The organism is Mycolicibacterium aromaticivorans JS19b1 = JCM 16368 (genome assembly GCF_000559085.1).
In the GTDB taxonomy this organism is placed as follows: domain Bacteria; phylum Actinomycetota; class Actinomycetes; order Mycobacteriales; family Mycobacteriaceae; genus Mycobacterium; species Mycobacterium aromaticivorans.
This window is the reverse complement of record NZ_JALN02000001.1, coordinates 616,780-643,081: the sequence shown is the minus strand read 5'-3', so window position 1 is coordinate 643,081 and position 26,302 is coordinate 616,780. Positions and strand designations below refer to the sequence as shown.

22 protein-coding genes are annotated in these 26,302 nt (G+C 68.1%); 12 read left to right on the top strand and 10 right to left on the bottom strand.

Annotation, left to right across the window (positions count from 1 at the left end; all coding sequences use genetic code 11):
- The first annotated feature begins 64 nt into the window (after positions 1-64).
- The 4 genes from Y900_RS03085 to Y900_RS03070 are packed head-to-tail and all read left to right on the top strand — an operon-like array spanning position 65 to position 2,616.
- Positions 65-748, top strand: coding sequence for an energy-coupling factor ABC transporter permease (locus Y900_RS03085; RefSeq protein WP_420329794.1), 684 nt, complete (start codon positions 65-67; stop codon positions 746-748).
- Positions 745-1,101, top strand: coding sequence for a PDGLE domain-containing protein (locus Y900_RS03080; RefSeq protein WP_036338870.1), 357 nt, complete (start codon positions 745-747; stop codon positions 1,099-1,101). Before Y900_RS03085 ends, Y900_RS03080 begins: the two co-directional genes overlap by 4 nt.
- Before the next feature lies 1 nt (position 1,102).
- Positions 1,103-1,879, top strand: coding sequence for a cobalt ECF transporter T component CbiQ (gene cbiQ / locus Y900_RS03075; RefSeq protein ID WP_036338868.1), 777 nt, complete (start codon positions 1,103-1,105; stop codon positions 1,877-1,879).
- Positions 1,876-2,616: an energy-coupling factor ABC transporter ATP-binding protein gene (locus Y900_RS03070; protein WP_036345695.1), complete on the top strand. Its 741-nt coding sequence runs from the start codon at positions 1,876-1,878 to the stop codon at positions 2,614-2,616. Before cbiQ ends, Y900_RS03070 begins: the two co-directional genes overlap by 4 nt.
- Before the next feature lie 3 nt (positions 2,617-2,619).
- Here the strand turns inward: Y900_RS03070 and Y900_RS03065 are convergent, their stop codons facing one another.
- The 7 genes from Y900_RS03065 to Y900_RS03035 form a co-directional block, all read right to left on the bottom strand.
- Complete coding sequence (locus Y900_RS03065; protein ID WP_036338865.1) at positions 2,620-3,870, bottom strand: NAD(P)/FAD-dependent oxidoreductase; 1,251 nt, start codon at positions 3,868-3,870, stop codon at positions 2,620-2,622.
- Entirely contained in the window at positions 3,867-5,264 is a 1,398-nt protein-coding gene (locus tag Y900_RS03060; protein ID WP_036338862.1) for an NAD(P)/FAD-dependent oxidoreductase, read from the bottom strand. Before Y900_RS03060 ends, Y900_RS03065 begins: the two co-directional genes overlap by 4 nt.
- Positions 5,264-6,691: an FGGY family carbohydrate kinase gene (locus Y900_RS03055; protein WP_036338859.1), complete on the bottom strand. Its 1,428-nt coding sequence runs from the start codon at positions 6,689-6,691 to the stop codon at positions 5,264-5,266. The genes Y900_RS03060 and Y900_RS03055 overlap by 1 nt, the downstream gene beginning before the upstream one ends.
- Positions 6,688-8,220 (bottom strand): amino acid permease, encoded by a 1,533-nt coding sequence (locus Y900_RS03050; RefSeq protein WP_420329733.1) that lies wholly within the window; start codon positions 8,218-8,220, stop codon positions 6,688-6,690. The genes Y900_RS03055 and Y900_RS03050 overlap by 4 nt, the downstream gene beginning before the upstream one ends.
- 95 nt (positions 8,221-8,315) lie before the next feature.
- Positions 8,316-9,107 (bottom strand): DeoR/GlpR family DNA-binding transcription regulator, encoded by a 792-nt coding sequence (locus Y900_RS03045; RefSeq protein WP_036338856.1) that lies wholly within the window; start codon positions 9,105-9,107, stop codon positions 8,316-8,318.
- Between the two features lie 167 nt (positions 9,108-9,274).
- Positions 9,275-10,687, bottom strand: coding sequence for a mycothione reductase (gene mtr / locus Y900_RS03040; protein ID WP_036338852.1), 1,413 nt, complete (start codon positions 10,685-10,687; stop codon positions 9,275-9,277).
- 10 nt (positions 10,688-10,697) lie between these two features.
- The gene (locus Y900_RS03035; RefSeq protein ID WP_051660298.1) at positions 10,698-11,657 is read right to left on the bottom strand and encodes an alpha/beta hydrolase; all 960 of its coding nucleotides are present in this window, start codon (positions 11,655-11,657) and stop codon (positions 10,698-10,700) included.
- A 182-nt stretch (positions 11,658-11,839) separates the two neighbouring features.
- On the opposite strand from Y900_RS03035, the gene mqo reads away from it, so the two are divergent.
- From mqo to Y900_RS02995, 8 genes are read left to right on the top strand one after another with little or no spacing between them, the layout of a single operon-like run.
- Positions 11,840-13,411 (top strand): malate dehydrogenase (quinone), encoded by a 1,572-nt coding sequence (gene mqo, locus Y900_RS03030; protein ID WP_036338845.1) that lies wholly within the window; start codon positions 11,840-11,842, stop codon positions 13,409-13,411.
- The gene (locus Y900_RS03025) at positions 13,408-13,881 is read left to right on the top strand and encodes a GNAT family N-acetyltransferase (protein WP_036338842.1); all 474 of its coding nucleotides are present in this window, start codon (positions 13,408-13,410) and stop codon (positions 13,879-13,881) included. The genes mqo and Y900_RS03025 overlap by 4 nt, the downstream gene beginning before the upstream one ends.
- Positions 13,878-15,701 (top strand): VWA domain-containing protein, encoded by a 1,824-nt coding sequence (locus Y900_RS03020; protein ID WP_081844972.1) that lies wholly within the window; start codon positions 13,878-13,880, stop codon positions 15,699-15,701. The genes Y900_RS03025 and Y900_RS03020 overlap by 4 nt, the downstream gene beginning before the upstream one ends.
- A 32-nt stretch (positions 15,702-15,733) precedes the next feature.
- Positions 15,734-16,348 (top strand): cob(I)yrinic acid a,c-diamide adenosyltransferase, encoded by a 615-nt coding sequence (gene cobO / locus Y900_RS03015; RefSeq protein WP_036338836.1) that lies wholly within the window; start codon positions 15,734-15,736, stop codon positions 16,346-16,348.
- Between the two features lie 2 nt (positions 16,349-16,350).
- Complete coding sequence (locus tag Y900_RS03010; RefSeq protein WP_036338833.1) at positions 16,351-17,724, top strand: cobyrinic acid a,c-diamide synthase CobB; 1,374 nt, start codon at positions 16,351-16,353, stop codon at positions 17,722-17,724.
- Positions 17,721-18,944 (top strand): uroporphyrinogen-III C-methyltransferase, encoded by a 1,224-nt coding sequence (gene cobA, locus Y900_RS03005; protein ID WP_036338830.1) that lies wholly within the window; start codon positions 17,721-17,723, stop codon positions 18,942-18,944. The genes Y900_RS03010 and cobA overlap by 4 nt, the downstream gene beginning before the upstream one ends.
- 33 nt (positions 18,945-18,977) lie before the next feature.
- Positions 18,978-20,546: an MFS transporter gene (locus Y900_RS03000; RefSeq protein ID WP_036338827.1), complete on the top strand. Its 1,569-nt coding sequence runs from the start codon at positions 18,978-18,980 to the stop codon at positions 20,544-20,546.
- Positions 20,547-20,598: 52 nt separating this feature from the next.
- The gene (locus tag Y900_RS02995) at positions 20,599-22,092 is read left to right on the top strand and encodes an MFS transporter (RefSeq protein WP_036338824.1); all 1,494 of its coding nucleotides are present in this window, start codon (positions 20,599-20,601) and stop codon (positions 22,090-22,092) included.
- Here Y900_RS02995 and Y900_RS02990 read toward each other — a convergent pair.
- The 3 genes from Y900_RS02990 to Y900_RS02980 form a co-directional block, all read right to left on the bottom strand.
- Positions 22,089-23,423: a purine-cytosine permease family protein gene (locus Y900_RS02990; protein WP_036345691.1), complete on the bottom strand. Its 1,335-nt coding sequence runs from the start codon at positions 23,421-23,423 to the stop codon at positions 22,089-22,091. The two genes, Y900_RS02995 and Y900_RS02990, sit on opposite strands and share 4 nt — an antisense overlap.
- A 94-nt stretch (positions 23,424-23,517) precedes the next feature.
- The gene (locus tag Y900_RS02985; protein ID WP_081845263.1) at positions 23,518-25,512 is read right to left on the bottom strand and encodes a YhgE/Pip domain-containing protein; all 1,995 of its coding nucleotides are present in this window, start codon (positions 25,510-25,512) and stop codon (positions 23,518-23,520) included.
- Positions 25,513-25,526: 14 nt separating this feature from the next.
- Positions 25,527-26,252, bottom strand: coding sequence for an ATP-binding cassette domain-containing protein (locus tag Y900_RS02980; protein WP_036338820.1), 726 nt, complete (start codon positions 26,250-26,252; stop codon positions 25,527-25,529).
- Between the last annotated feature and the right edge of the window lie 50 nt (positions 26,253-26,302).

Genomic DNA, 26,302 nt, shown 5'->3' with positions numbered 1-26,302 from the left:
TAAGGTTGACCGTTGGGGACCGACCCGACCGCGAGGAGCCACGTTGAGCGTCCAGATCACGGCCATGCACATGAGCGACGGCCTGGTCAACGCGCCCACCTCGGTGATGTTCGGGGTGCTGGCAATCGCGGCGGTCGCGCTGTGCGGCTGGCGCGCGCGTACCGAACTCGACGAACGCACCGTCCCGTTGGCCGGGCTGGTCGCCGCCTTCATCTTCGCGGTGCAGATGATCAACTTCCCGATCCTGCCCGGCGTGAGCGGGCACCTCCTCGGTGGCGCGCTCGCCGCGATCCTGGTCGGCCCATACACCGGCGTGCTGTGCATCACGATCGTTCTGGTGGTGCAGTCGCTGTTGTTCGCCGACGGCGGCGTGACCGCACTGGGGATGAACATCACCAACATGGCCTTGATCGGCGTCACCGCGGGATACGCCGCCGCGCGGGTCCTCCACGCGCTGGTGCGACGACGTCGGCCCGGGTCGGTACCGGCGCTCGGAGTGGTCGGCTTCCTCTCGGCGTTGTTCGGAACAGTCTGCGCAGCAATGGGATTTGTGGCCGAATACGCGATCGGTGGTTCCGCGCCGACCTCGCTGGGCACAGTGGCCGCCTACATGCTCGGTACCCATGTCCTGATCGGTATCGGCGAAGGGCTGATCACGGCGGTCACCGTGATGGCCGTCGCCCGGTCCCGTCCCGACCTCGTCTACCTGCTGCGCCGCGATCGCGATCGCGAGGCCGTGGCCGCATGAGCAGCCAGGGGGTGGCCCGGAGTCGGCGGTTCTGGGTCGGTTTCGGGGTGGCGATCCTGCTGATCGCCGGTGTGGTGTCCTACTTCGCCAGCACCAGCCCGGACGGACTGGACTCGGCAACATTGCAGGGCTGTCAGGTCGTCCACACCGACCACGGCCAACAGCTCACTGGCCAGTGCATCGCCCAGCACGCGAGCGCGCACACCATGTCGGCCTCGCCGCTGGCCGACTACACGATCTTCGGCCACCCCGCGACGAGCGGGCTCGCCGGCGTCATCGGCGCCGTCGTCGTGCTGGGCATCGCGTTCGGCGGATTCTGGCTGATCGCGCGCAGCCGCCGCGCGAAGGACTGAGATGGGAGCCGGGCACTCCCACCCGCTTTACCGGGACGGCGAATCAGTGGTGCACCGCGCACCCGCGGAAGTCAAGATCGCCGGACTCGTGTTGTTCGTCCTCGCGGTGGTGGCCACCCCGCGGGAGATGATCTGGCCGTTCGCGGTCTACGCCGTGATCGTGCTGGTGGTCTGGCGGGTGGCCACGATCCCGCTGCGATGGATCCTGCCGCGGATGCTGATCGAAGCCCCGTTCATCGTCCTGGCCGTGTTGCTGCCGTTCGCCGAGGGTGGCGAACGCGTCACGGTCGGCGGCCTGCAGCTGTCGGTCGCCGGGTTGTGGGCCGCGTGGGGGATCGTGGTCAAGGGCACGCTCGGCGTGGCCGCCTCGCTCACCGTCGCCGCCACCACGTCGGCACGCGAGCTGCCATTGGCGCTGAGCCGGCTCGGGGTGCCGGGCCTGGTGACCTCGATGCTGGTGTTGATGATCCGCTATATCGACCTGCTGTCGGCGGAAGTCAGCCGGATGCGGATGGCGCGGGTCTCTCGCGGCGATTCCCCGCGCGCACTCCATCAGATCGGCGCGATCGCGAAAGGCGTTGGGGCGTTGTTCCTTCGGTCCTATGAGCGGGGCGAGCGCGTCTACCTGGCGATGACGTCGCGCGGCTTCGACGGCAAGGTGCCCGAATTGGCGATCGTCGGGGCCGGTCCGCGGGCCTCGGGGGCGCAGTGGGTGTTCGCGCTGACGCCCGCGGTGGCCGCCGCCGCGGTGGCGACGTCAGCCTGGGTGCTGCGATGAGCACGCCGGCCGTCCGCGTCGAGGGTCTGCACTACCGCTATCCCGACGGCCGCGTAGCGCTCGACGGTGTCGATCTCAGCATCGAGCCCGGCGAACGGGTGGCCATCCTCGGCCCCAACGGGGCCGGCAAGACCACGCTCATGCTGCATCTCAACGGCGTCCTCACCGCCACCACGGGCGTGATAGAGATCAGTGGAATCACGTTGACCCGCAAGACCCTTCGCGATATCCGGCGCCGAGTCGGGCTGGTGTTCCAGGATCCCGACGATCAACTGTTCATGCCCACGGTCGCCCAGGACGTCGCGTTCGGCCCCGCCAACTTCGGGCTCACCGGGGATGCGCTGGCCGCCCGGGTGGCCGCCGCGTTGGAGGTCGTGTCGATGACCGAACACGCCGACCGCAGTCCTGGTCATTTGTCCGGCGGGCAGCGCCGCCGCGCCGCACTGGCCACCGTCCTGGCCTGCGAGCCCGAGATACTGGTGCTCGACGAGCCCTCGGCGAACCTCGATCCGGTCGCGCGGCGGGAACTGGCCGAGACGCTGGCGACGCTGCCGGCGACGATGGTGATCGTCACCCACGACCTGCCGTATGCCGCACAGCTCTGCGACCGGGCGATCGTGCTCGACGGGGGCGCGGTGGTCGCCGACGACACCGTCACCGCCGTGCTGTCCAACGCCGAGTTACTCGCCGCCCACCGGCTCGAATTGCCCTGGGGTTTCGTGGTTCCCGCGCGCTGATCCTCAGTCGGCAAGCGACAAAACGACCGGGCCACCACGAGTGTCGACACCATCCAGGATCCTGGACGGGACCCGGAACACTCGCCCGGGCGACGCGGGCCAGGGCAAGGTCGCGCGGCCGACGACAGCACCATCTTGGCGGGCAACGACTTTCGGAATACGGACCAGCCGGTCAGTCCACAACAGCAGCCGGTGCCGGGCGGGCGGCGGATCGCCGGGACGCAATAGATTGGGGGCCACCCAGCGAAACGGTGCCTCGGCGTGGATCGGCACTCCCGCATCGGCGGGCCGGTGTCCCGCGAGGTGGGCGCGGACCTGGTCGGCGACGTGGCGACCGTCGAGTGCGGCGATGTCGGCGGTGTCGACGGGGTGCAGCAGGTTGCCGATCGCGAAGACTCCGGGTCGGCTGGTACGCAGCGCGGTGTCCACGACCGGACCGAGCGTTCCGGGATCGATGTCGAGGCCGGTGCTGCGCGCGAGCTCGTGGTCTGGGATCCAATCGCCGGTCAGGACGACGGTGTCGCAGTCGACGATTCGGCGCTCACCCGTGTCGAGATTCTCGACCTCGACGCCGGTGACCGTCGGCTTGCCGATGATCCGTGCCACTCGGGTGCGGGTGGCGACCTGCAGTCCGAGCAGCGGTGACCGGCCGGCAAGGTTGAACACGCCGTACGACTCCGGTGACGGGTATTCGGTTGTCATCAAGACGGTCTGGCAGCCGACGTGTTTGAGGGTGAGCACCGCCGAGTAGCTGACCAGCTCGGCGCCGACCACGACGGCTCGCCGGCCGACGGTGCGATGCTTGAGATGCACTGCGTTCTGCAACAGGCCGGTGGTGTAGACGCCCGCCCCGCGATCGCCGGGAATCAACCGGGCCGGGCGCGGCCGTTCACGGGCGCCGGTGGCCAGCACGATGGCCCTGGCGGTGAGGTCGTAGCGCCCCTGCGGAGAGGTGACCTCGAGAGTCTGATCGTCAGCCCAACCGGTGACCGTCGCGCTGGTGCGTATCGTCGCGCCGGCGGCACGGGCCTCCCGGGTGAGCCGCGCGGCGTAGGCGGGTCCGCTGATGAACGTCTTGCGGTCGCGCATTCCGTAGCCCGGGTGATCGCTGTGCCTCGGGATCCCGCCGGCTTCCGATTCGCGTTCCAGTACGACGACATTCAAGGCGCTGTTGCGCGCCAGGTCGGCGGCGGCTGTCAGTCCGGCGGGACCGGCGCCGACGATCGCGACGTCGACCGTTTCGGCGGCGGTCATCGGGGGGTCTCCTGGTCAGTCTCACGGTCGAACACCGACTGAACTTCGGCGCCGCAGAAGAACGCCTGGCAGCGACCGTTCATCACGCGAGTGCGTCGCCGCAGTCCTTCCACGGTGGCGGGTGGGATCACCGAATGGCAGGCATCGCGAATCTCTCCCTCGGTGACGCGTTCGCAGAAGCACACGATGCGCCCGTAGGCGGGGTCGGCGGCGATGGCGTCGGGCTGCTGGAAGGGGCGAGGGAACGCCTCACCCAGATTCGGCATCTGCGGGGGAGCAGGCAGTTCCGTCGTCGGCGTCAACGACAGGCCGGCGTCGGCGAGCTGATCCCGGACGTACTCGGCTATTGCCATACCCGCGGTCAGGCCGGTGGACCGAATGCCGCCGACCAGGAGGTAGCGCTGCGCGGTATCGGCTTCGATGAGGTAATCGACGTTGTCGATGGCCGCGCGGAGTCCGGAGTAGGTGGCGGTGACTTCTTCCTCGAGAAGGCGTGGCATCAGGGCCCTGCCCTTGCCCAGCAGGAAATCGAAGCCGGCTTCGGAGGTGCCGGTGGCAGTGCGGTCCTGCAGATCTTCGGATGTGGGTCCGAGCATGACGTTGCCGTAGATGGTCGGACTGACCAGTACGCCCTTGCCGCGCGCGGTCGGCACCGGCAAGACGATCTTGTCCACCAGAGCACGGGCGAGCTTGTCGTAGACGATGAGTTCGCCGCGACGCGGGGTGACCGTGAACCGCTGATAGCCGAACAAGGCGTCGACGAGATCGGCGCCGAGCCCCGACGCGTTGACGATCCAGCGCGCGGTGACCTCTCCGCCGCTGGTGTACACAGTGGTGGCATCCGCGCCGATGTCGACGCCGTCGACCCGGTGGTCGGTCAGCAGCACGGTTCCGCGGTTGACGGCATCGGTGGCCAGTGCGAGGTTGACCGTCCACGTGCAGATGATCGATTCGTCGGGGACGGTCAAGCCGCCGAGTGCACCCGGTCCGAGGTTCGGGACATCGGCGTACACCGCTGCAGCGTCGATGATCTCGCAGTCGTGGTAGCCGTTGTCTCCGGCTTTCTTCCTCAACCCGGGCAGGGCGTCGAGTTGCTCCTGATCCCAGGCCACCAGGATGGCGCCGGTGCGTTCGACCGGGATGCCGGTGCGCTTGGCGTAGTCGGAGAGCAGGTGGTAGCCGCGGTGCACCATCGCCGACTCGAGCGTGCCTGGCTTCGCGTCGAAGCCGGTGTGAAGGATCGCGGTGTTGGCCTTGCTGGTGCCGTCGCCGACGTCGCCGCGGGCTTCGACGAGCGCGACCGAGAGCTGGTGGCCGGACAGTTCACGGGCGATCGCCGATCCGACGATGCCCGCGCCTATGACGACGACGTCGTAGGCGGTGGGGGTGGTCATCACATCTCCTGCGAAAGGTAGGTGGTGGCGGCAAGTTCGCGCCACTGATCACGAAATTCGTTGGCTCGCTGCCCCGTCCAGCTCGGCTGGTAGGTCGCCGAGGGTGCCCAGTCCGGAACGACCTCGGACAGAGACTGATTCGGAGACTGGCTCAGCCGTGCCAGCGCGGCCGCGCCGAGCGCGGTGGCGTGGGCGGACGGGTAGACCTCGACGGGCACCTGCAGGATATCGGCGCAGGTCTGCATGAGGACGGTGGACTGGGTCAGTCCGCCGTCGGCGCGCAGCGTGCTCAGCGGTGTCGGGGTGTCGGCGTTGATGGCGGTGACCAATTCGGCTATCTGAGCGGCGATGCCCTGCAGGACCGCCAGCACAAGATGACCGCGTTCCGTCGACAACGTCATCCCCGAAATGGCCGCCTTCGCTTGAGATTTCCACCACGGCGCGGCCAGCCCGGCCAGAGCGGGCACACACAGCACTCCGCTGCTGTCTTTGGCTGCGACGGCGTCCATCTCCTCGGCGCCGCCGACGATGCCGAGCGAGCTGAGCCACCGCACGGCGGACGCTGCGGTGTATACCTGGCCGTCGACGCAGAACGTGTCGCGGCCCCCGATCCGCCACGCCACCGAGGAGGTCAATCCGGTGGTCGAGCGCACGCCGGTGGTCCCGGTGTTGGCCAGCAGGAATGCGCCGGTCCCGAAGGTGCATTTGGCCATGCCCGGCTCGAAGCATGCCTCGGCCAACAGGGCTGCCTGCTGATCGACGACGATCCCGCCTACCGGCATTTCGCCGCCGAATGCCGTTGTCGTCCCGATGGTTTCGTCGTTACCGACAATCTCGGGCAGGCGCTCACCGTCGAGATCGAACAGCGCCAGCAACTCGCGATTCCATTCTTTGGCGCCCAGATCAACGGCCAGTGACCGACTGGCGGTGGTGGCGTCGGTCACGAATGCCCCGGTCAGCTGGTATAACAGCCAGGTGTCCGACGTGGTGACCACTCCGGCGGTCTCCACATTGCGGCGCAGCCAGGCCATCTTCGGCGCCGAGAAGTACGGGTCGAGAACCAGCCCGGTTCGCCTGGCCAGCATCTCCCCCCACTCGTTCATGGCCGCGCACAGCGGTTCGGCACGGCGGTCCTGCCAGACGATCGCGGGTGTCAGCGCACGGCCGGTGTCGGGATCCCAGGCCAGGACCGTCTCGCCCTGATTGGCCAACGAGACCGCGTCGATCGAGCGGTTCGCCTGGGCGACCGCCCCGCGCCCGGCGGTCAGGACCGACTCGAGCAACTCGTCCGGGCTCTGTTCGACGCCACCGCCCTCGAGATACCTCGGATGCACGGCCACCTCGGCCAGCCCTAGCACGCCTTCGTCGGGGTCGACGACGATGGCCTTGGTGCCCGACGTGCCCTGGTCGATGGCCAGGACGGTCATTGTGGCACGTCCTCGGCGACGCCGCGCGCGCCGGAAACCTGGTCGAGTTCGGTATCGATGGAACGCAATTCGGGCATCTTCAGTCCGTCGCGACCGCGGGTGATCAACAGGTAGCCCAGGTAGACCGCACCGATCGCCACCATCACCAGCACATAGAGCCACGGCTGCCGGAACGAGGCGTCGCGGAACAACGACAGCGCGAACACCAGCCACGCCACCGCCACGACGATGATCGGGATCTCCCACCGGCCGAGGCTGAACGCTGCGCTCTGCGGCAGCTGACGCCGCTTGGCGATGTAGAGCGCCACGGTGATGGCGTAGATGACGGCAGGCAGCAGGGTCGCGGCGGAGAACAGGATGAACAGCGCGTCGGTACTGGTGGAGAAGACTCCGAGGATCACCGCCGAGATCGTGGTCATCGCGATGGTGGCGTTCAGCGGGGTCTTGGTGCGGGGGGACACCTTGTGCAGGGCCTGCCAGCCGGGGAAGCGCTGATCGCGGGACATCGCCCAGGTCAGTCGCACGCCGCTCATCACGATCACCAGACCGCAGGCGAAGATCGCGATGGCGACCAGGATCAGCAGGGCGGTGCCGACGAATGAGCCGAGGATGTCGCGAATGACGTCGGCGATCGGAGTTCCCGACTCGGCCAGCGCTGTCGGATCGTTGACGGCGGCCGTCACCACCAGCAGGAACAGGAAGCCCAGCACGCCGGAGGCCAGTACGGCCTGCCACATCGCCCGTGGCACAACAACTTCCGGTCGCTTGGTCTCCTCGGCCAGGTTCGCGGCGGATTCGAAGCCGACGATGGTGAACGCGCCGAGCAGGAAGCCCAGCATCCAGGGGCCGGCGGCGGTCGCCGTGCCGAAGTTCCAGTAGCCCTCGGCGGGGATGTCGCCACGGGAGAACAAGTTGCCCGCCGACAGTTTGTGGGTGAACACACCCACGATGAACAGCAGGACGACCAGCGCCACCATGCCGATCAGTTCAGCACTGACCGCGAAGTTGTTCACCCGTTCGGTCCACTTGGTCGAGACCGCGACCAGAAGACCCTGCAACAGCAGGATGGCGGCGGTGATCAAGAACGACGTCAGTGCCGTGCCGGTGAAGTCGAACAACGCCGGAACGACTGTCGCGGCGACGGTGTAGTCCACCGCGACGGCCACGATGGCCAGGAAGGTGAACGAAATCCAGCCGGTGATCCACCCCAGGATCGGGTTGGCCAGCCGCGACACCCACTGATAGGCGTAGCCGGTCACCGGAATCCGGGCGGCCAGCGCGCCGAGCAGCAGGGCGACCGCCAGCTGCCCGACGATCACGATGGGCCACGTCCAGATGCCCAGTGGGCCGGAACTTTTCAGAACACTGCCGTAGGTGGTGAAAATGCCGGTGGCGATCGAGACGAAGGCGAATGCTACTGCAAAAGAGGCGAATCGCCCCGTTGAGCGCTCCAGGGTGTCGGTATAGGTGCCCTGCGAAACACCTTTAGACGGGATTCGCTCGGGCGGCGGTGTGGAAGAATGCGTCACTGGATCGGTCTTTCTGACTCTGAGTGTTTCGGATATGAGGCTCGGTCCCGCGGGCGGCGCTGCAACGCCGCCCGCACCCATGTGGGGGGAGCGATTCAGGCAGTGGCTGCGGCCGGCGGCCGCGCTGACAAGACCACACCTCCCGTCTCGTCGAAGGCTGCTGCAACAGCCGAGTCGGTGCTTTGGTCGGTGATCAGTCCGTCGACCGCGCTGAGCGCACACACGCGGTGCGGCGCCACCTGGCCGAGCTTGGAGGAGTCGGCCAGGATGTAGCTCCGCGCGCTGTTGGCGATGATCGTGCGCCGGACGTCGATCTCGTCGAGGTGGAAATCGGTGAGCCCCGAGCGGGCGTCGACCCCGCCGGAGCCGATCAGGGCGAGATCGGGATAGATGTCGGCGAAGAAGGCTTTGGTGTGGGCGTTCGAGCAGGCCAGGTCGCCGGGGCGGACGCGACCGCCGGCCAGCAGCACCTGGATGCCGGGGCGGTCGGCCAACTCGACGGCCACCGGCAGTGACGGCGTGACGATCGTGCCGGTGAATCCGCGCGGGATCGCCTGGGCGACGGCGACCGCCGTCGTGCCGATGTCCAGGACCACGGTCTGGCCGTTCTCCATCAGTCCGACAGCGACTTTCGCGATCTGAGCCTTGGCCTGATGCCGAATGACCGAACGTTCGGTGAACGACGGTTCCATCGCCCGGCGCTGGTCGACGGCAGCGGCCCCGCCATGCACCCGGCGGATCACGCCGCGCTCCTCCAACAGCGCGAGGTCGCGGCGTACGGTCTCCGCCGAGACGCCCAGCCGGCGGACCAGGTCATCGGTACTGACGGCGTGGCCGGAGCTGCTGACGGCCTCCACGATCGCTTCTTGGCGTGCGACGGGCAGCATTTAGCTGACCGATTTTGTGGATTTTTGACCGCACATGACTGTAAGTGTGGAGTGTTGTGTGCATCACGTCAAGCCGAGCGCGCTAGCCATCGCGACGACCGTGCGGTTTTATCCGCGACGCGCCGTGCTCACCGGATGAAACCGCACACTCGCGGTAGCGGGGGGCCTCAGTGCCGGCGCGACGGCGGCCAGGGCGGTTCGCCGCACAACGCCAGCAGCGCGTTCTCGATCACTTCGGGCAGGGCCGGGTGAATCCAGTACTGGCCACGGGCCATCTCCTGACCGGGCAGCCCGAAACTCATCGCCTGGATCAGCGGCTGGATCAACGAAGAGGCCTGATGCCCCATGATGTGGGCGCCAAGGATCTTGCCGCTGTCCTGCTCGACGACGAGCTTGGCGAACCCCGTGCCGTCCTCCATCGCCCAGCCGTACGCCACGTCGGAGTAGTCCTGCACCTTGACGTTGATCTTGTATCCGGCTGCGCGGGCTTCGTTTTCGGTGAGCCCGACGCAGGCGATCTGCGGATCGGTGAACACCGCCGACGGCACGAAGCGGTGATCGGAGTACATCAACGCGTCGGTGTCGTCCCAGTCCTGCAGCAGGTTGTGCCGCACCACCCGGGCTTCGTGGTTGGCGACGTGCTTGAGCTGATAGTGCGACGACACGTCACCGAGCGCGAAAATCCCTCGCGCGGTTGTGCGTTGGTAGTCGTCGACCCTGACCAGACCGTGCTCGTCGAGCTCCACGCCGGCCAGGTGCACGTCCATCAGATCGCCGTTCGGCTGGCGGCCGGTGGCCACCAGCACGGCATCGGCGTGCACCTGCGATCCGTCGTCGAGTTCCACCACGGTCTGGGGCCCGTCCATATGCGCCCCGGTCATGTTGCGGTGACTGCGGATCTCCCACTTCTTGCCTGCGATGTCCGTGTAGCGCTCGCAGATCGTGTCGTCGCAGTGCGACAGCATCGCGGCACCGCGGATGACGATGGTCACCCGGCTACCCAATGCCGAGAAGACGTGCGCGAATTCGGCCGCCACGAACCCGCCGCCGATGATCACCAGATGTTCGGGTAGCTCGGGGATGCGCATGATCGTGTCGCTGGTGTGGACATCGACGCCGCAACCGGCGATAGCGTCGGGAACCATCGCCCGCGCACCTGCGGCGATCACCACCTGCGCGGCGGTGAACTCGTCACCGGCCTCGGTCCGCAGCCGGTAGCGGTCGTCGTCGTGGCCGGCGAATCGGGTGTGGCTGTCATAGACCGTCACGCCCGGCGAGGAGCGCCGATAGTTCTCACCGCCGGCCGCCAACGGATCGATCCGGCCGAACACCCGCGAGACGATGTCGGTCCAGCGCACGCCGTCGATGTGGGCGTCGACGCCGAATCGCGCGGCGTCGCGGACGGTCTGGGCCACCTCGGCGGCGTAGACGAACATCTTGGTGGGGATGCACCCCACGTTCAGGCAAGTGCCGCCGAACACGCCCTGCTCGCAGATCGCGATCTTCTTGCCGCTGAACCGCTCGTCGATGATGGTGTTGCCCGAGCCGGTCCCGATGATCGCAATGTCGAAGTGCTCCAACGACTTCCCCTTATCCCCGACCAGCGGCCGACGCGGTGGTGTGGTGTGCGCGGTAGAAATCCAGCCAGCCCGACAGCTCGTCATAGGCTGCTGCACGCGGCTCGGCCAGCGACAGGAACACGTCGTGCTTGGCGTCACGGATCGGCGCCACCGTCGTGCGATTACCGATACAGCCCGCCCACCGCGCGATCTGGGTGACGTCGAGCACCGCGTCACCGCGCTGCATACTCGCCGCGTCCGCGCTCTCGGTGACGCTGTGATCGGAACGCAGAATCAGGTTCGGCACGCCGACGTCCAGACCGCGATGCAACGTGGCGTGACCCCGGCGGATCGCGTGGATCCAGCCGACTGTCACCGGGAAGCCGCCCAGCGGTTTCCACTCCAGGTTGTAGTCGAACTCGCCGTGGTAGTCGCGGTGCAGCGTCAGCCCGTAGCCGCCCTTACTGGTGCCGCGCACCACCCGCGTCTTGCGAACCCGCGACATCGCGCCGATGGCCGTCGAGGTGAGCCGGGTGCGCAGGATCGCGGGTCCGTGCAGATCCAGCCACGGGCTGTTCAGCACGAGACCGCCGATGGACAGTGCCGCGGTCGCGGAGCGCCGCCGCACCCGATCGAGCCACAGCGACACGATCAGGCCGCCGGCCGAGTGGCCGCAGACCAGGATCGTCGTACCGGGGTTCTCGGTCGCGATCACCGCCACCGCCCGCTCCAGCTCGCGGTCGTAGCGGGCGAGATCGGTGGTGAAGTGCGGCGTCTGACCGTCGCGCCACGACCGCCCGCACTTGTGTTGGTCCAGCGCGTAGAACCGGAACCCGGCGCCGGTGAAGTGGTCGGCCAGGTCGGTGTTGAAGAAATAGTCGGTGAATCCGTGCACCGCCAGCACCGTGTGGGTGGCCGGTTTGCCGTCCGCGCGGCGCACCAGCGTGGCGAACAGATCACCCTCACCATCGGGGTCCGGCCCCAACGCCATCGTGGCCTGTTGGTAGCCGGAAAGGACGTCGTCAACCCAATCGGCCTGCCGTGGCGTCACAGCCCCTACCCTAGCTGTGAGCAATGCGGGGTGTGGTGCTGGCGACTCTCGCGAATAAGTCGGTGTCGGGCGGGATAACCTGACTGTCTATACAGCTGTCACAAGTAAAGGACGACGATCCGGTGTCAGATACCACCAAGACCGATGTCGTACTGGTCGGTGCGGGAATCATGAGCGCCACGCTGGGCGCCCTGCTGCGGCTGGTCCAGCCGGACTGGTCCATCACGCTGGTCGAACGCCTGGACGCCGCAGCCGCCGAGAGCTCTGATCCGTGGAACAACGCGGGCACCGGGCACTCCGCGCTGTGCGAACTGAACTACACGCCGGAAAAAGCCGACGGCACCATCGACATCGCCAAGGCCATCACCGTCAACGAGCAGTTCCAGGTCACTCGCCAGTTCTGGAGCTACGCCCACGAAAACGGCATCCTGCCCGACGTCCGCAGCTTCCTGAATCCCATCCCGCACGTCAGCTTCGTCCAGGGCGCCGAGCACATCGACTACCTCCGCCGCCGCCGCGAGACCCTGGTGCGCAACCCGCTGTTCGCCACGATGGAGTTCATCGACGACCGCGACGAGTTCACCCGTCGGCTGCCGCTGATGGCCAAGGGCCGGGACTTCTCCGAGCCGGTCGGTCTGAACTGGACCCAGGACGGTACCGACGTCGACTTCGGCTCGCTGACCCGTCAGCTGCTCTCCTTCGGCACCGAGCGCGGCATGAGCACGTTGTTCGGTCACGATGTCCTCGATCTGCACAAGGAGTCCGGCGGCGGCTGGACGGTGAAGATCCACAACCGTCGTACCGGGCAGAAGCGCAAGTTGTCGGCCAAGTTCGTGTTCGTCGGAGCCGGCGGCGGTGCGCTGCCGCTGCTGCAGAAGGCCGGCATCCCCGAGGCCAAGGGCTTCGGAGGCTTCCCGGTCAGCGGTCAGTGGCTGCGCACCGGCGACCCGGAGCTGGCCGCCGCGCACCAGGCCAAGGTGTACGGACTGCCCCCGCTGGGCGCTCCGCCGATGTCGGTGCCGCACCTCGACACCCGCGTGATCAACGGTCGTTCCTGGTTGCTGTTCGGCCCGTTCGCCGGATGGTCGCCGAAGTTCCTGAAGGAAGGCAAGGTCACCGACCTGCCGCTGTCGGTCAAGCCCAACAACCTCGCCTCGATGATCGGGGTGGGGCTCACCGAGATGGGCCTGTTGAAGTACCTGATCGGCCAGTTGGCTCTCAGCGAAGCCGACCGGGTGGACAACCTCCGCGAATTCGCCCCCACCGCACGCGATTCCGACTGGGAGCTGGACATCGCCGGCCAGCGGGTGCAGGTCATCCGCCGCGACTCCAAGAAGCTCGGCGTGCTGGAGTTCGGCACCACGGTGCTCGCCGCCGCCGACGGTTCGATCGCAGGCCTGCTCGGTGCCTCCCCGGGCGCCTCCACCGCGGTTCCGGCGATGATCGAGGTTCTCGAACGTTGTTTCTCCGACCACTACCAGGGCTGGCTGCCCAAGCTCAAGGAGATGGTGCCCTCGCTGGGCGTCAAGCTCTCGGAGAATCCGGACCTGTTCGCCGAGGTGTGGGCGCACGGCACCAAGGTGCTCGGGCTCGACAGCGCAACCCACGCCGGCCGCGCCGCGCGGGCCGCCGGCGCCGACAGCACCCCGGTCGCGTCCGATTCCGGTGAGCCGGAACCCGCGGGAGTGGTGTGACGGTCGCCTTGCGCCGCTCCTGGGCCAAGGACCTCGACGCGGCGACCCTCTACGAGCTGCTGAAGCTCCGGGTCGAGGTGTTCGTCGTCGAACAGGCTTGTCCCTACCCGGAACTCGACGGCCGCGACCTGCTGGCCGAGACCCGGCATTTCTGGCTGGAGCAACCCGACGGCACGGTGATCGCCACGCTGCGACTGATGGAGGAGCACGCCGGGGGAGAGAAGGCATTCCGCATCGGCCGGGTGTGCACCCAGCGTGCGGCTCGCGGCCAGGGCCACACCAGCCGGCTGATGCAGGCCGCACTGGCCGATGTCGGTGATCACGCCTGCCGGATCAACGCCCAGACCTACTTGGTCGACATGTACGGCAACCACGGATTCGTGGTCGACGGTGCCGAATTCGTCGAGGACGGGATCCCGCACGTTCCGATGTTGCGACCGGCCGCACCGATATTGACCGAGAAGCCGTGAGCGCGCCGGCTTTTCCGTTCAGTGCGATCGTCGGGCACGACCAGCTGCGCCTTGCGCTGATCCTGTGTTCCGTTCGGCCCGAGATCGGCGGGGTGCTGATCCGGGGCGAGAAAGGCACCGCGAAGTCGACGGCGGTGCGGGCGCTGGCCGCGGTCCTGACAGAGGTGGACGCCGGAGCCCGGCTCGTCGAGTTGCCGATCGGCGCGACCGAGGACCGGGTCGTCGGATCCCTGGACCTGCAGAAGGTGCTGCGTGACGGCGAGCATGCCTTTTCGCCGGGTCTCCTGGCCCGCGCCCACGGCGGCGTCCTCTACGTCGACGAGGTCAATCTGCTGCATGACCACCTCGTCGACATCATGCTCGACGCCGCCGCGATGGGCCGGGTGCACATCGAGCGCGACGGCATCTCCCACTCGCACGAGTCGCGATTCGTGCTCATCGGAACGATGAATCCCGAAGAGGGCGAACTACGTCCGCAACTCTTGGACCGGTTCGGGTTGACCGTGGACGTGCACGCCTCCCGCGACGTCGCGGTGCGCAGCGAGGTGATCCGCCAGCGGCTGGCCTACGAAGCCGATCCCGCCGGATTCGCGGCCCTGCACGCGGGCCAGGACAGCGAGCTGGCCGCCCGGATCGCCGCCGCCCGAGCGCGGGTGGCCGCAGTGGTGCTGCCCGATGCCGAACTGAACCGGATCGCGGCGCTGTGCGCGGCGTTCGACGTCGACGGCATGCGGGCCGACCTGGTGGTGGCCCGCACCGCGGTGGCGCACGCGGCCTGGCGTGGGGCCGAAGTCGTGGAGCAGCAGGACATTCGGGTGGCCGCCGAGCTGGCGTTGCCGCACCGCCGCCGCCGCGACCCGTTCGACGACCCGGGCCTGGACCCGGCGCAGCTCGACGAAGCGTTGGCCGCCGCCGACCCTGAATCAGGCCCCGAACCGGAGCCCGAACCGGATCCGCCCGGTGGCGGGGAGCCGAGTGACGGATCTCCGCAATCGTCTGCACCGCAAGGTACTTCGTCATCCGCCCCGCGCCCGGCTGCGCCGCCATCGGCGACATTCCGGACGCGTGCGCTGACCGTGCCCGGCGTGGGGGAGGGCAACCCGGGTAGGCGCTCGCGGGCCCGCAACCGCTCCGGTGCCGTCGTCGGCGCGACCGATGCCCCCGAGCAGGGACACGGTCTGCACCTGTTCGCCACCGTGCTGACCGCTGCGGGCAACCGCCGGCTGCGTCCGCAACCCGAGGACATCCGGCGCGCCATCCGGGTCGGCCGGGAAGGCAACCTGGTGATCTTCGTCGTCGACGCCTCCGGGTCGATGGCGGCGCGGGACCGGATGTCGGCGGTGTCCGGTGCGGCGCTGTCGCTGCTGCGGGACGCCTACCAACGCCGAGACAAGGTCGCCGTCATCACTTTCCGGCAGGACGGCGCACGAGAACTGTTGCCGCCCACGACGTCGGCGCACATCGCCTCGCGGCGGCTGACCCGGTTCGACACCGGTGGCACCACACCGCTGGCGCAAGGACTGCTGGCGGCGCGTGACGTCGTGGTCCGCGAACGAGTGCGGGACCGCACCCGGCGCCCGCTGGTGGTGGTCCTGACCGATGGCCGGGCCACCGGCGGTCCGGACCCGTTGGGGCGCAGCCGTTCCGCGGCCCGCCGACTGGTTGCAGAGGGTGCCGCCGCAGTGGTGGTGGACTGCGAGACGTCCTACGTCAGGCTGGGGTTGGCCGCTGATCTGGCCGAGAATCTGGAAGCCCCCCTGCTGCAACTGGAGCAGCTGCGCGCAGACTATCTGGCACAGGCCGTGCGCAGGGCCGCCTGAAGCTGCGTTAGTGTTCGGAAAGGTTAACGTCCATGCCGCAGGGTCAGCCGCTCACCGTACCGCAGGACGGGCTGACCACCCGGGCCCGCCGCAACACCCCGGTGCTGGCCGTGCACACCGGGCCGGGTAAGGGCAAATCCACCGCGGCGTTCGGAATGGCGTTGCGCGCGTGGAACGCCGGGATGAGCGTGGCGGTCTTCCAATTCGTCAAGAGCGCCAAATGGCGAGTCGGCGAGGAGTCGGCGTTCGCCGCACTGGGCACGCTGCATGACGAGCAGGGACTCGGCGGACCCGTGGAATGGCACAAGATGGGCTCCGGCTGGTCGTGGACTCGGAAAGCCGGCTCCACCGACGATCACGCCGGGGCCGCCGCCGAAGGATGGACCGAAATCGCCCGGCGCCTCGGCAAACAACGACACGACTTCTACGTCCTCGACGAGTTCACCTACCCGCTCAAGTGGGGCTGGATCGACGTCGACGAGGTGGTCGACGTGCTCCTCAACCGGCCGGGTGGTCAGCACGTCGTGATCACCGGTCGTGATGCGCCGCAACGCCTTCTCGACGCCGCCGACCTGGTCACCGAGATGGCCAAGCTCAAACACCCGATGGACGCCGGCCGCAAGGGTCAGCGCGGAATCGAGTGGTGAGCATGACCAGCATCCCCGCCGTGGTGATCGGCGCGCCCGCGTCGGGAAGTGGAAAGACCACCGTCGCAACGGGTTTGATCGGCGCGCTGCGGGCCGCCGGCCGACGGGTGGCCCCGTTCAAAGTCGGACCGGACTTCATCGACCCCGGCTATCACGCCGTCGCCGCAGGCCGCCCGGGCCGCAACCTCGACCCCGTTCTGGTACCCGAGGAGCTGATCGGCCCGCTGTACCGGCATGGCAGCCGCGATGCCGACATCGCCGTGATCGAAGGCGTGATGGGTCTTTTCGACGGCCGCATCGACGAGCACCCGGTCACACCCGCGCGCGGCTCCACCGCCCACGTCGCCCAACTGCTCGGCGCCCCCGTCGTCCTGGTGGTCGACGCCCGCGGCCAGTCGCAGAGTGTCGCCGCGGTGCTGCAAGGCTTCTCGACGTTCCACACCGGTGTGCACATCGGCGGGGTGATTCTCAACCGGGTCGGCACCAACCGCCACGAACAGGTGCTGCGCCAAGCGTGCGAGGCGGTCGGGGTGCCGGTGCTCGGTGCGATCCCGCGCCATGACGAGTTGGCCGTGCCGTCACGGCATCTGGGGCTCATCACCGCCGTCGAGCACGGCGAGCAGGCCCGCGCCGCGGTCGCCGCGATGACCGAACTGGTCGCCCGCCACGTGGATCTGCCCGCCGTCGTCGCGCTCGGCGCGTCGCGGGTTCCGGCGCCGGCGTGGGCACCCGAGGACGTGGTCGGCGCACCTCACGCTGGGCACCCGGTGGTTGCGATGGCCGCGGGCAAGGCCTTCAGCTTCGGCTACGCCGAACATCGCGAGCTGCTGCGGGCCGCCGGGGCGGACGTCGTCGAATTCGATCCGCTCACCGACAGCCTGCCCGCGCGGACAGCGGCACTGATCCTGCCGGGCGGCTTTCCCGAGCAGCATCTGGCCGATCTGTCGGCGAACTCGGAACTGCGCGCCCAGATCCACGAGCTGGCCGGCCACGCACCCGTGCAGGCCGAATGCGGCGGCCTGGCCTATCTGATGGCGGACCTGGACGGCCACCCGATGTGTGGGGTGCTGGCCGGCTCCGCCCGATTCACTTCGCGGCTGACACTTGGCTACCGGGAGGCCGTGGCGGTATGCGACTCATCGCTGCATGCCGCGGGTCAACGGGTCGTCGGACACGAATTTCACCGCACCACAGCTGAATTCACCGACGCACCCGAGCCGGCCTGGGCGTTCCGGCACCATGACGGCCAGCCCGTTCGGGAGGGTGCGGTCAACGCCGGGGTGCATGCGTCGTATCTGCACACCCACCCGGTCGCCCAACCGCAGTCGGTCGCTCGATTTGTCGCGCACGCAACCTTGACTAGGCTGCCCCGGTGACCGAGAACGCCTACCTCGTCGGCTTACGCCTGGGCGGCAAGAAGGTCGTCGTGGTCGGCGGCGGAACAGTGGCCCAACGGCGGATTCCGCTCCTGATGGCCCGCGACGCCGATGTGCACGTGATCGCGCGGGCCGCGACGCCGGCCGTCGAGGTACTGACCACCACCAACCCCGGCATCACGCTGGAATTGCGGGACTACCGCGACGGCGACCTCGAGGGTGCCTGGTATGCCATCGCCGCCACCGACGACCCGGCAGTCAACGCCGCCATCGTCGCCGAGGCCGACCGCAGGCAGATTTTTTGTGTGCGCGCTGACATCGCGCGCGAAGGCAGCGCCGTCACGCCGGCCACGTTCGACCACGACGGACTCCTCGTGGGTGTGCTCGCCGGCGGGGAGCACCGCCGGTCGGCGGCTATCCGCACGGCCATCCGCGAAGCCTTCCAGCAGGGACTGATCACCGCCGAGGCTCCCGACGACGTCACGCCCGGCAGCGTCGCCCTGGTCGGTGGCGGTCCCGGCGACCCCGAACTGATCACCGTGCGCGGCCGGCGGCTGCTGGCCCGCGCCGACGTCGTCGTCGCCGACCGGTTGGCTCCGCCGGAACTGCTCGCCGAGCTCGGGTCGCACGTCGAGGTCATCGATGCCGCGAAGATCCCGTACGGCCGGGCAATGGCTCAGGAAGCCATAAACAAAATTCTTATAGACCGCGCCCGGGAGGGGCGGTTCGTGGTGCGCTTCAAGGGCGGCGACCCGTTCGTGTTCGCCCGCGGATACGAAGAAGTTCTCGCGTGCGCGGAGGCCGGCATCCCCGTCACCGTCGTACCCGGTGTGACCAGTGCCATATCGGTCCCGGCGATGGCCGGTGTTCCCGTCACGCACCGCGCCGTCAATCACGAATTCGTGGTGGTCAGCGGCCATTTGGCACCCGACCATCCGGAATCGTTAGTGAATTGGAATGCGCTGGCGCAATTGTCGGGAACGCTAGTTTTGTTGATGGCCGTCGAACGCATCGAATTGTTTGCCCAGGCATTGATGTCGGGCGGCCGACCTGCGGAAACACCGGTATTGGTGGTGCAACACGGCACCACCGCCGCCGAACGCGTACTCCGGACCACACTGCGCGATGCGCCTGATCGGATTCGAGCCGACGGTATTAGGCCCCCGGCAATCATCGTGATCGGCCCCGTCGCAGGCCTTCCCGGGGCTTTCGGCCTTTAAAGAATCCTTAAGATTACTGTAGGGTAGCTCGGTATGACGGCCCTCAACGACGCTGCGCGGGCGACCGCCAACAGTTCTGAGCGCGCGGTCCCCATGCGCCTCGAGCCGGCAGCACTGGCAAAGACCAACAAGTACATCCCGAGCTGGTTGCCGTCTCGGCGGTTCTTCGCCGCGGTGACCGCCATCGGCGGCATGCAGCTGCTTGCCACGATGGACAGCACTGTCGCGATCGTCGCGCTGCCCAGGATCCAGGACGAGTTGGCACTGTCCGATGCCGGCCGTAGCTGGGTCATCACCGCCTATGTGCTGACGTTCGGCGGGCTGATGCTGCTCGGCGGCCGGCTCGGCGACACCATCGGCCGCAAGCGCACCTTCATCGTCGGCGTCGCGCTGTTCACCATCGCGTCGGTCCTGTGCGGTGTCGCGTGGGACGAGGCGACGCTGGTGATCGCACGGCTGCTCCAAGGTGTCGGTGCCGCGATCGCCTCACCGACCGGGCTGGCCCTGGTGGCCACAACGTTCCCGAAGGGGCCTGCCCGCAACGCGGCGACCGCGGTGTTCGCCGCGATGACGGGCATCGGCTCGGTGATGGGCCTGGTGGTCGGCGGAGCGCTGGTCGAGGTGTCCTGGCGGCTGGCCTTCCTGGTGAACGTGCCGATCGGCCTGCTGATGATCTACCTGGCGCGCAAGACCTTGCGCGAGACCCATCGTGAGCGCATGAAGATGGACGCCGCCGGTGCGCTGCTGGCCACCGTTGGCTGCACCGCGGCGGTCTTCGGCTTCGCCCAGGCGCCCGAGAACGGTTGGCAGTCGCCCATCACCCTGGCCTCAGGCGTGGCGGCCGTGCTCGCCTTCGTCGCGTTCGCGTTCGTCGAGCGTCGCGCGGTCAACCCCGTGGTGCCGTTTGCATTGTTCCGTGACCGCAACCGGCTGGCGACGTTCGCCGCGGTGTTCCTGGCCGGCGGCGTGATGTTCACGCTGACCGTGCTGATCGGCCTGTATGTGCAGGACATCATGGGCTACAGCGCACTGAAGGCCGGGATCGGCTTCATCCCGTTCGTGATCGCCCTCGGCATCGGCCTCGGCGCGTCCTCGCAGTTGGTATCCCATTTCCCGCCGCGGATCCTGGTGATCGCCGGTGGTGTGCTGGTGCTGGCCGCGATGATCTACGGCTCGACGCTCAACGGCGGCATCCCCTACTTCCCCAACCTGGTCCTGCCGATCACCGTCGGCGGCTTCGGCATCGGCATGATCGTCGTGCCGCTGACCGTGTCGGCCATCGCGGGCGTCGGCTTCGATCAGATCGGCCCGGTGTCGGCGATCGCGCTGATGCTGCAGAACCTCGGCGGACCCGTCGTGCTCGCCATCATCCAGGCCGTGATCACCTCGCGCACCCTCTACTTGGGCGGCACCACCGGTCCGGTGAAGAAGATGAACGAGGCGCAGCTGCACGCCCTGGACCAGGGCTACACCTACGGCCTGCTGTGGGTCGCCGCCGTCGCGGTGATCGTGGGCGCTGTCGCTCTGTTCATCGGCTACACCGCTGCGCAGGTCGCGCACGCCCAGGAAGTCAAGGACGCGATCGACGCGGGAGAGCTGTAACTCCGCGAGGGCTCACCGACGGCCGCCGCGGCGGCCAGTAGGGTAGTCACCCATGTCTGGTGTGAGTGGTCGTCAGCCGACCACCAGACCGCTGTCCTCCAGAGTGCTGGGGCTGGCGATCGTCGCGATCACCGGTATGCAGCTGATGTCCACGCTCGACGGCACGATCGTGATCGTCGCGCTGCCGCGGATGCAGGCCGAGCTGGGCTTGTCGGATGCCTCCAAGAGCTGGGTGATCACCGCCTACGTGCTGACCTTCGGCGGCATGCTGCTGCTCGGCGGTCGCGTCGGCGACGCCGTCGGCCACAAACGCGCGTTCATCTCCGGCGTCGGCGTCTTCACCATCGCCTCACTGGCGTGCGGCCTGGCCAACGACCAGTGGACGCTGATCGTGTCGCGCGCCGTGCAGGGGATGGGCGCCGCGGTGGCCGCCCCGACGGGTCTGGCGCTGATCGCGACCACGTACGCCGTCGGGCATGCCCGCAATCAGGCATTGGCCGTCTCGGCCGCGATGCAGGGACTCGGATCCGTTCTCGGCCTCGTCGCCGGTGGTGCGGTGACCGGCTTGTCCTGGCGGCTGGCCTTTCTGGTCAATGTGCCGATCGGACTCTTCATCATCGTCGTGGGTCTGACCCGGCTCGAAGAGACCCGGCACGAGAGACTCAAGCTCGACGTCACCGGCGCGCTGCTGGCCACCCTGGCGTGCACCTCGGCCGTGCTGGTCTTCACCCAGGGCCCGCCACGCGGCTGGATCGATCCGTGGGTCATCGGTGCGGGCGTGGCCGCGGCAGTGTTCTTCGTGTCGTTCCTGATCGTGGAGCGCGGCGCCGACAACCCGCTGGTGCCGTTCTCGATCTTCGACAATCGCAGCCGTGTCGCGTCTTTCGCGGCCTACTTCATGGCCGGCGGCGTGATGCTGACGCTGAGCGTGATGATCGGTCTGCTGGTCCAGGATGTGCTCGGGTACTCGCCGTTGCGCGCCGGGATTTGCTTCATGCCGTTTGCGGCGGCGTTCGTGGTGGGCAACGTCGCCGCCACCAAACTGGCGCTACGGATCGCGCCGCGGTGGGTGATCCTCGGCGGTGGTCTGCTCGTGCTGGCGGCCATGCTCTACGGGTCGACGTTGAATCGGTCGATTCCGTACTTCCCCGACCTGTTCGTCCCGATCGTCGTCGGCGGTCTGGGCATCGGGATCATCTCGGTGATCCTGCCGCTGTGCACCCTGGCCGGAGTCGGGCCGCGCGAGATCGGTCCCGTCTCGTCGGTCACCCTGATGGTCTTCAACCTCGGCGGTCCGCTGGTCCTGGTGATCGTCCAGGCGGTGCAGACCTCGCGAACGCTGTACCTGGGCGGAACGACGGGGCCGGTCAAGTACATGACGCCCGCCCAGCTCGACGCGCTGGGTCAGGGGTACACCTATTCGCTGCTGTGGGTGGCCGGCATCGCCGTGCTGGTGGGGGTGGCCGCGCTGGGCATCGGGTTCTCCACCCGCGACATAGCCGCCGCCCAGCACACCCGCGAAGCCGTCGAGGCCGGCGAGCTCTAGGAGCTGCGCCCCCGGATAACCCGGTAGCTGCCGTAAACCCCGGCTGCGACAAGGAAATTCACGAAGTACGCCAGATCGGCGCCGTGCAGGGCCGTCGCCACCGGCCCGACGATCAGGTTCGTGTGCATGAACGGGACCGCCGCCGCGAACGCCACGAAGAACGCCACCAGCGCGACGACGGCGTCGCTGCGGGGGGTGACCTCGTCGGCCGGGTTCACCGCGTCGCGGCCTGCGCTACGGAACCGCCAGTCGATAGCCACGATCGCCACGAACGCCGGAATCCAGTAACTGACGAACAACAGCACACCCTGAAAGCGTGACGCCAGGTCGCCGGAATGCAGCCACATGATGAGCGCGAACGCGATCACCACCACCACGACCGCGGACACCGGCCTGCGTACCCGCACCCCCACGGTCTGCAACGCCAGGGACCCGCTGTAGTCGTTCATCGCGTTCGAGGCCACCGACCCCAGCGCGATCACCAGCAGCGCCACCGCGCCCAGCACGCCGCCGCCCATGATGTCGCGCACGCCCTGCGCAGTCTGATCGGTGAGCGTGCCTGCCGCGGCCACCCCGATCGCCTGCACGGCGATGTAGGCCACCGCCAGACCGCCGAAGGTATAGCCGAACACGGCGGTGCGCGATGTGGTGACGGGCAGATACCGACTGTAGTCCGAGGCGTAGCTGGCCCACGAGATCGCCAGGCTCAGCGCGATGGTGACCTCCAGAGCGAACGCACCCGCCAGGTCGGCGCCACCCAGGGTGGGCAGCGATATCACCTGATGACCGTTGATCAGCTTCCACGCGAACACCGCGAAAGTGACGATCAGCACGACCGTCATCACCGCCTGCACCCGGTGGATCACCTCGTAGCCGAAGACCCCGACGGCACCCTGGGCCGCCAGCACGATCACCACCGCCAACCAGAACGGCATGCCCAGCAGTTCGGCGAGCGCCTCACCGCCGAACAACCCGACCAGCCCGTCCCAGGCGATCGACGACAACCACTGGATCACCGCGACTATACCGACGGTGCCGCCAAATGCCATGCGCGCGTTGGGAAGTTGGGCGGTGCCGGTGCGCGGGCCCCAGGTGGACAGGTACGCGACGGCCAGCGAACCGACCACCGTGCCGATCACCATCGCCAGCAGGCCAAGCCAGAAGCCCAGTCCGAGCACCACGGCCAGCGTGCCGGTGAACACCACCGTCATGTTCACCTGGGGGGCGAACCAGACGGTGAACAGCCGGCGCGCGGCGCCGTACCGGTTGCCCGGCGGAATGGGGGCGATCCCGTGGGTTTCGACTGCCATGTCCCCGACGTGCGACGGCATCCGGCCGGCGTACGTCTGGGCGGCCAGCGATGACCCGGCAGAACCGGTCGGCGACGATTCGGTTGTCACTCACCCACCCTAGAGGCCGCCGGGCTCACACCTCGATGGGTGGGTGCAACCGCTCCATCGTGTATTGGCGGTTTCGCCGGGCCGCCCAGGCGGTGGCGGCCAGCGATGCGGCGAGAACTCCGGACAGCACCGCCACCGCGATCCACAATCGGTGGTCTATCCCACCATTGATGAGTTGGCGTAAACCGTTGACGGCATAGGTCATCGGGTCTGCCGGGTGGATCACCTGGAAGGGTTTGGCGGTGGTCTCCACCGGATAGATCCCACCGGCCGACACCAGCTGCAGCATCAGGAACGCCAGCGTGACCACGCGTCCGACGGCCACGCCGAACACCGCGTTGAACGCCTGGATGATGCCGAGGAATGCGGCGATGACCAGGATCAGGAATGCCACCGTCGCCACCGGATAGCGGGCCTTCAACCCGACGCCGTAGTGCACCACCACGTACATCACCACCACCTGGCTCACCGCGACGAGCAGGGCCGGCCAGTAGGACGCCAGCACCACGCGCAGCGCGCCGAGCCCGTTGATGATCGGCCGGGACTGCAACGGGGTCAGAAGCATCCAGATGATGAGCGCCCCGATGAACAGCGCCAGCGGCAGGAAGAACGGAGCGAATCCGGTGCCGAAGGTGGCCGCCGGGTTGTGCGTCTCCATGTCCAGATTCACCGGAGAGGCAACGGTTTTGGCGACGGCTTGGCGCTGTTGCGGCGTCCACGACGGAACCTGTGTCGAGCCTTCGCGCAGTTTGCCTGCCAGCTCCTGGCTGCCATCCCGCAACTGGCCGGTGCCATCGGCCAGCCGTTGCGCGCCCGCCGCCAGCTGACGGCTGCCGTCGGTCAGCGCCACCAGGCCGGCGGTGAGCCGCTGCGTGCCGGAATCGAGCTGTTGGACGCCGCTGCGCAGCTTCAGGACATCAGCGCGCAACGACCCGTCGACCGCCGCGGTGAGGAAGGTCCGCAACTTGCTTGTGGGGTCGCCCAGTTCGGTTTCGAGTTGGGCTGCGCTGTCGCGCAGTCGGGCGAGCCCGTCGTCGGTCGTGGGGTCGATACCTTGCGCCCGAAGCAGCCGCTGGGCCCCGGCGAGGACTGTCCCGACATCGCGCACCGTGGGGTCCGGATTGTTCGACAGCGTGGCCACCGCCTGATCGACCAGGGCCGCGGCCTGCCGTTGGTCGATGTTCAACGCCGCTATCCGGTCGGACGTCGAGCGCACCGCACCGCTGAGGTGTTCGGCGACCGCGCCGACCTCGGCCGGATCCAACCCCAGCCCGTCGACCCGTTCCAGCACGTGCACCAGCGGATCGGTCGCCGTGGTCACAGACGCGTTCAATTGTTTTGTGCCGGTCGCTAATTGGGCGGCGCCATCGCGGGCGGTGGCCATGCTGGTAGCCAGGGTGGTCGATCCTGCGGCGAGCTGGTGGGCTCCGGCGTCGGCGGTGTCCAGTCCGGATGCCAGCCGGTCGGCGCCGTCGGCAGCGGCCTTGAGGCCGGCGCCGGCGTCGGTGAGCCCGGTCAGCACCGTGCCGACGGTCTGTTCGCCGACACTGGAATTGACCTGATTGATGACCTCGCGCGCGGCGTTCTGACCGATGATCGAGCCGAGGTAGTTGTTGGCGTCATTGAAGGTGAACTTCAGGCTGGCCGGGGTGGGCTCATCGCCGGAGGGCGAGGCGATGTCGGCGCTGAAATCGGCCGGGATCGTGATCGTGAAGTAGTAGGTGCCGTCGGCGAGCCCGCGGGCGGCGTCGGCCGCCGACGTCTCGTGCAACTGCAGCTGGCCGGAATCCTTGAGCGCCTTGGCCACCTGGTCTCCGGCCCGCAGAGGTTTGCCCTGAGCCTGGGCGCCACGGTCCTCATTGACCAGAGCGGCGGGAACCTTGTTGACCGCGGCGAACGGATTCCAGAACGCCCACAGGTACATCGCGCCGTACAGCAGCGGCATCAAGATGATGGTGATCAGGGCGATCCGGGGAAGGACGCCTCGGGAGTATCGCTTGAGGTCGGTGCCCAGTGACATTCCGGCGAGCATGGTCAACCCGTCCCTTTCTGGGATTCCGACAATTCGGCGCGGTCGGCGTTGGCGACCGGAATCTGTGACCGGACGTCGTGGCCGCTCACCCCGTTCACCGTCGCGGTGACGATCGTCTGTTCGCGGCCCAGGTCGATCAGCCGCTCGATGAGCAGGTCCCGGTTGAGATCGCTGGTGACGAAATCGAGGTTGCCGACGACCAGCAACGGCGGGCGCTTGGTGTTGGCCAGGGCGATACGAAGCAGCAGCCGGTCCAGCTCGGAGAGTTCTTCGAAGTACTCGTCGAGGGGAGGCAGCGGATGCGGCCCGAACACGGGCGCGCAGATCGCCGTCAGAGCGGCCATGTCGGCTCTGCGCACGAGGCGATACCACCTTGCGTCCCAACGCAATTGTTCAGTGATCAGATCGCGGACGGTGACCGATTCGGGGACGGTGTCGAGCTCGTCGATACCGGCGAGGGCGGACGTGGCGAAGATGCTGCGGACGGCGCCGGCGCCGAAGACGGTCAGCTCGCCGGACTGGGGCGCCATCCGTCCGGCGATCGTCATCAGCAGCGCCGTGCGTCCCGAGCCGGCCGGACACACCAGGACATTGACGCCGCCGGCCGGAACATCGAGGTCGACGGGACCGTAGACCGGACCCCACGGTCCGCGCACCCTGATCCCGCGGGCGACGACAGCGGGTGGACCGGAGTCGTCATCGTGGTTGTCGGGCAATTCCGGTAACACTGCGCACCTCCCGCGTCGTGCGTGCCCGCACATCAGAACACGCCGAGGCG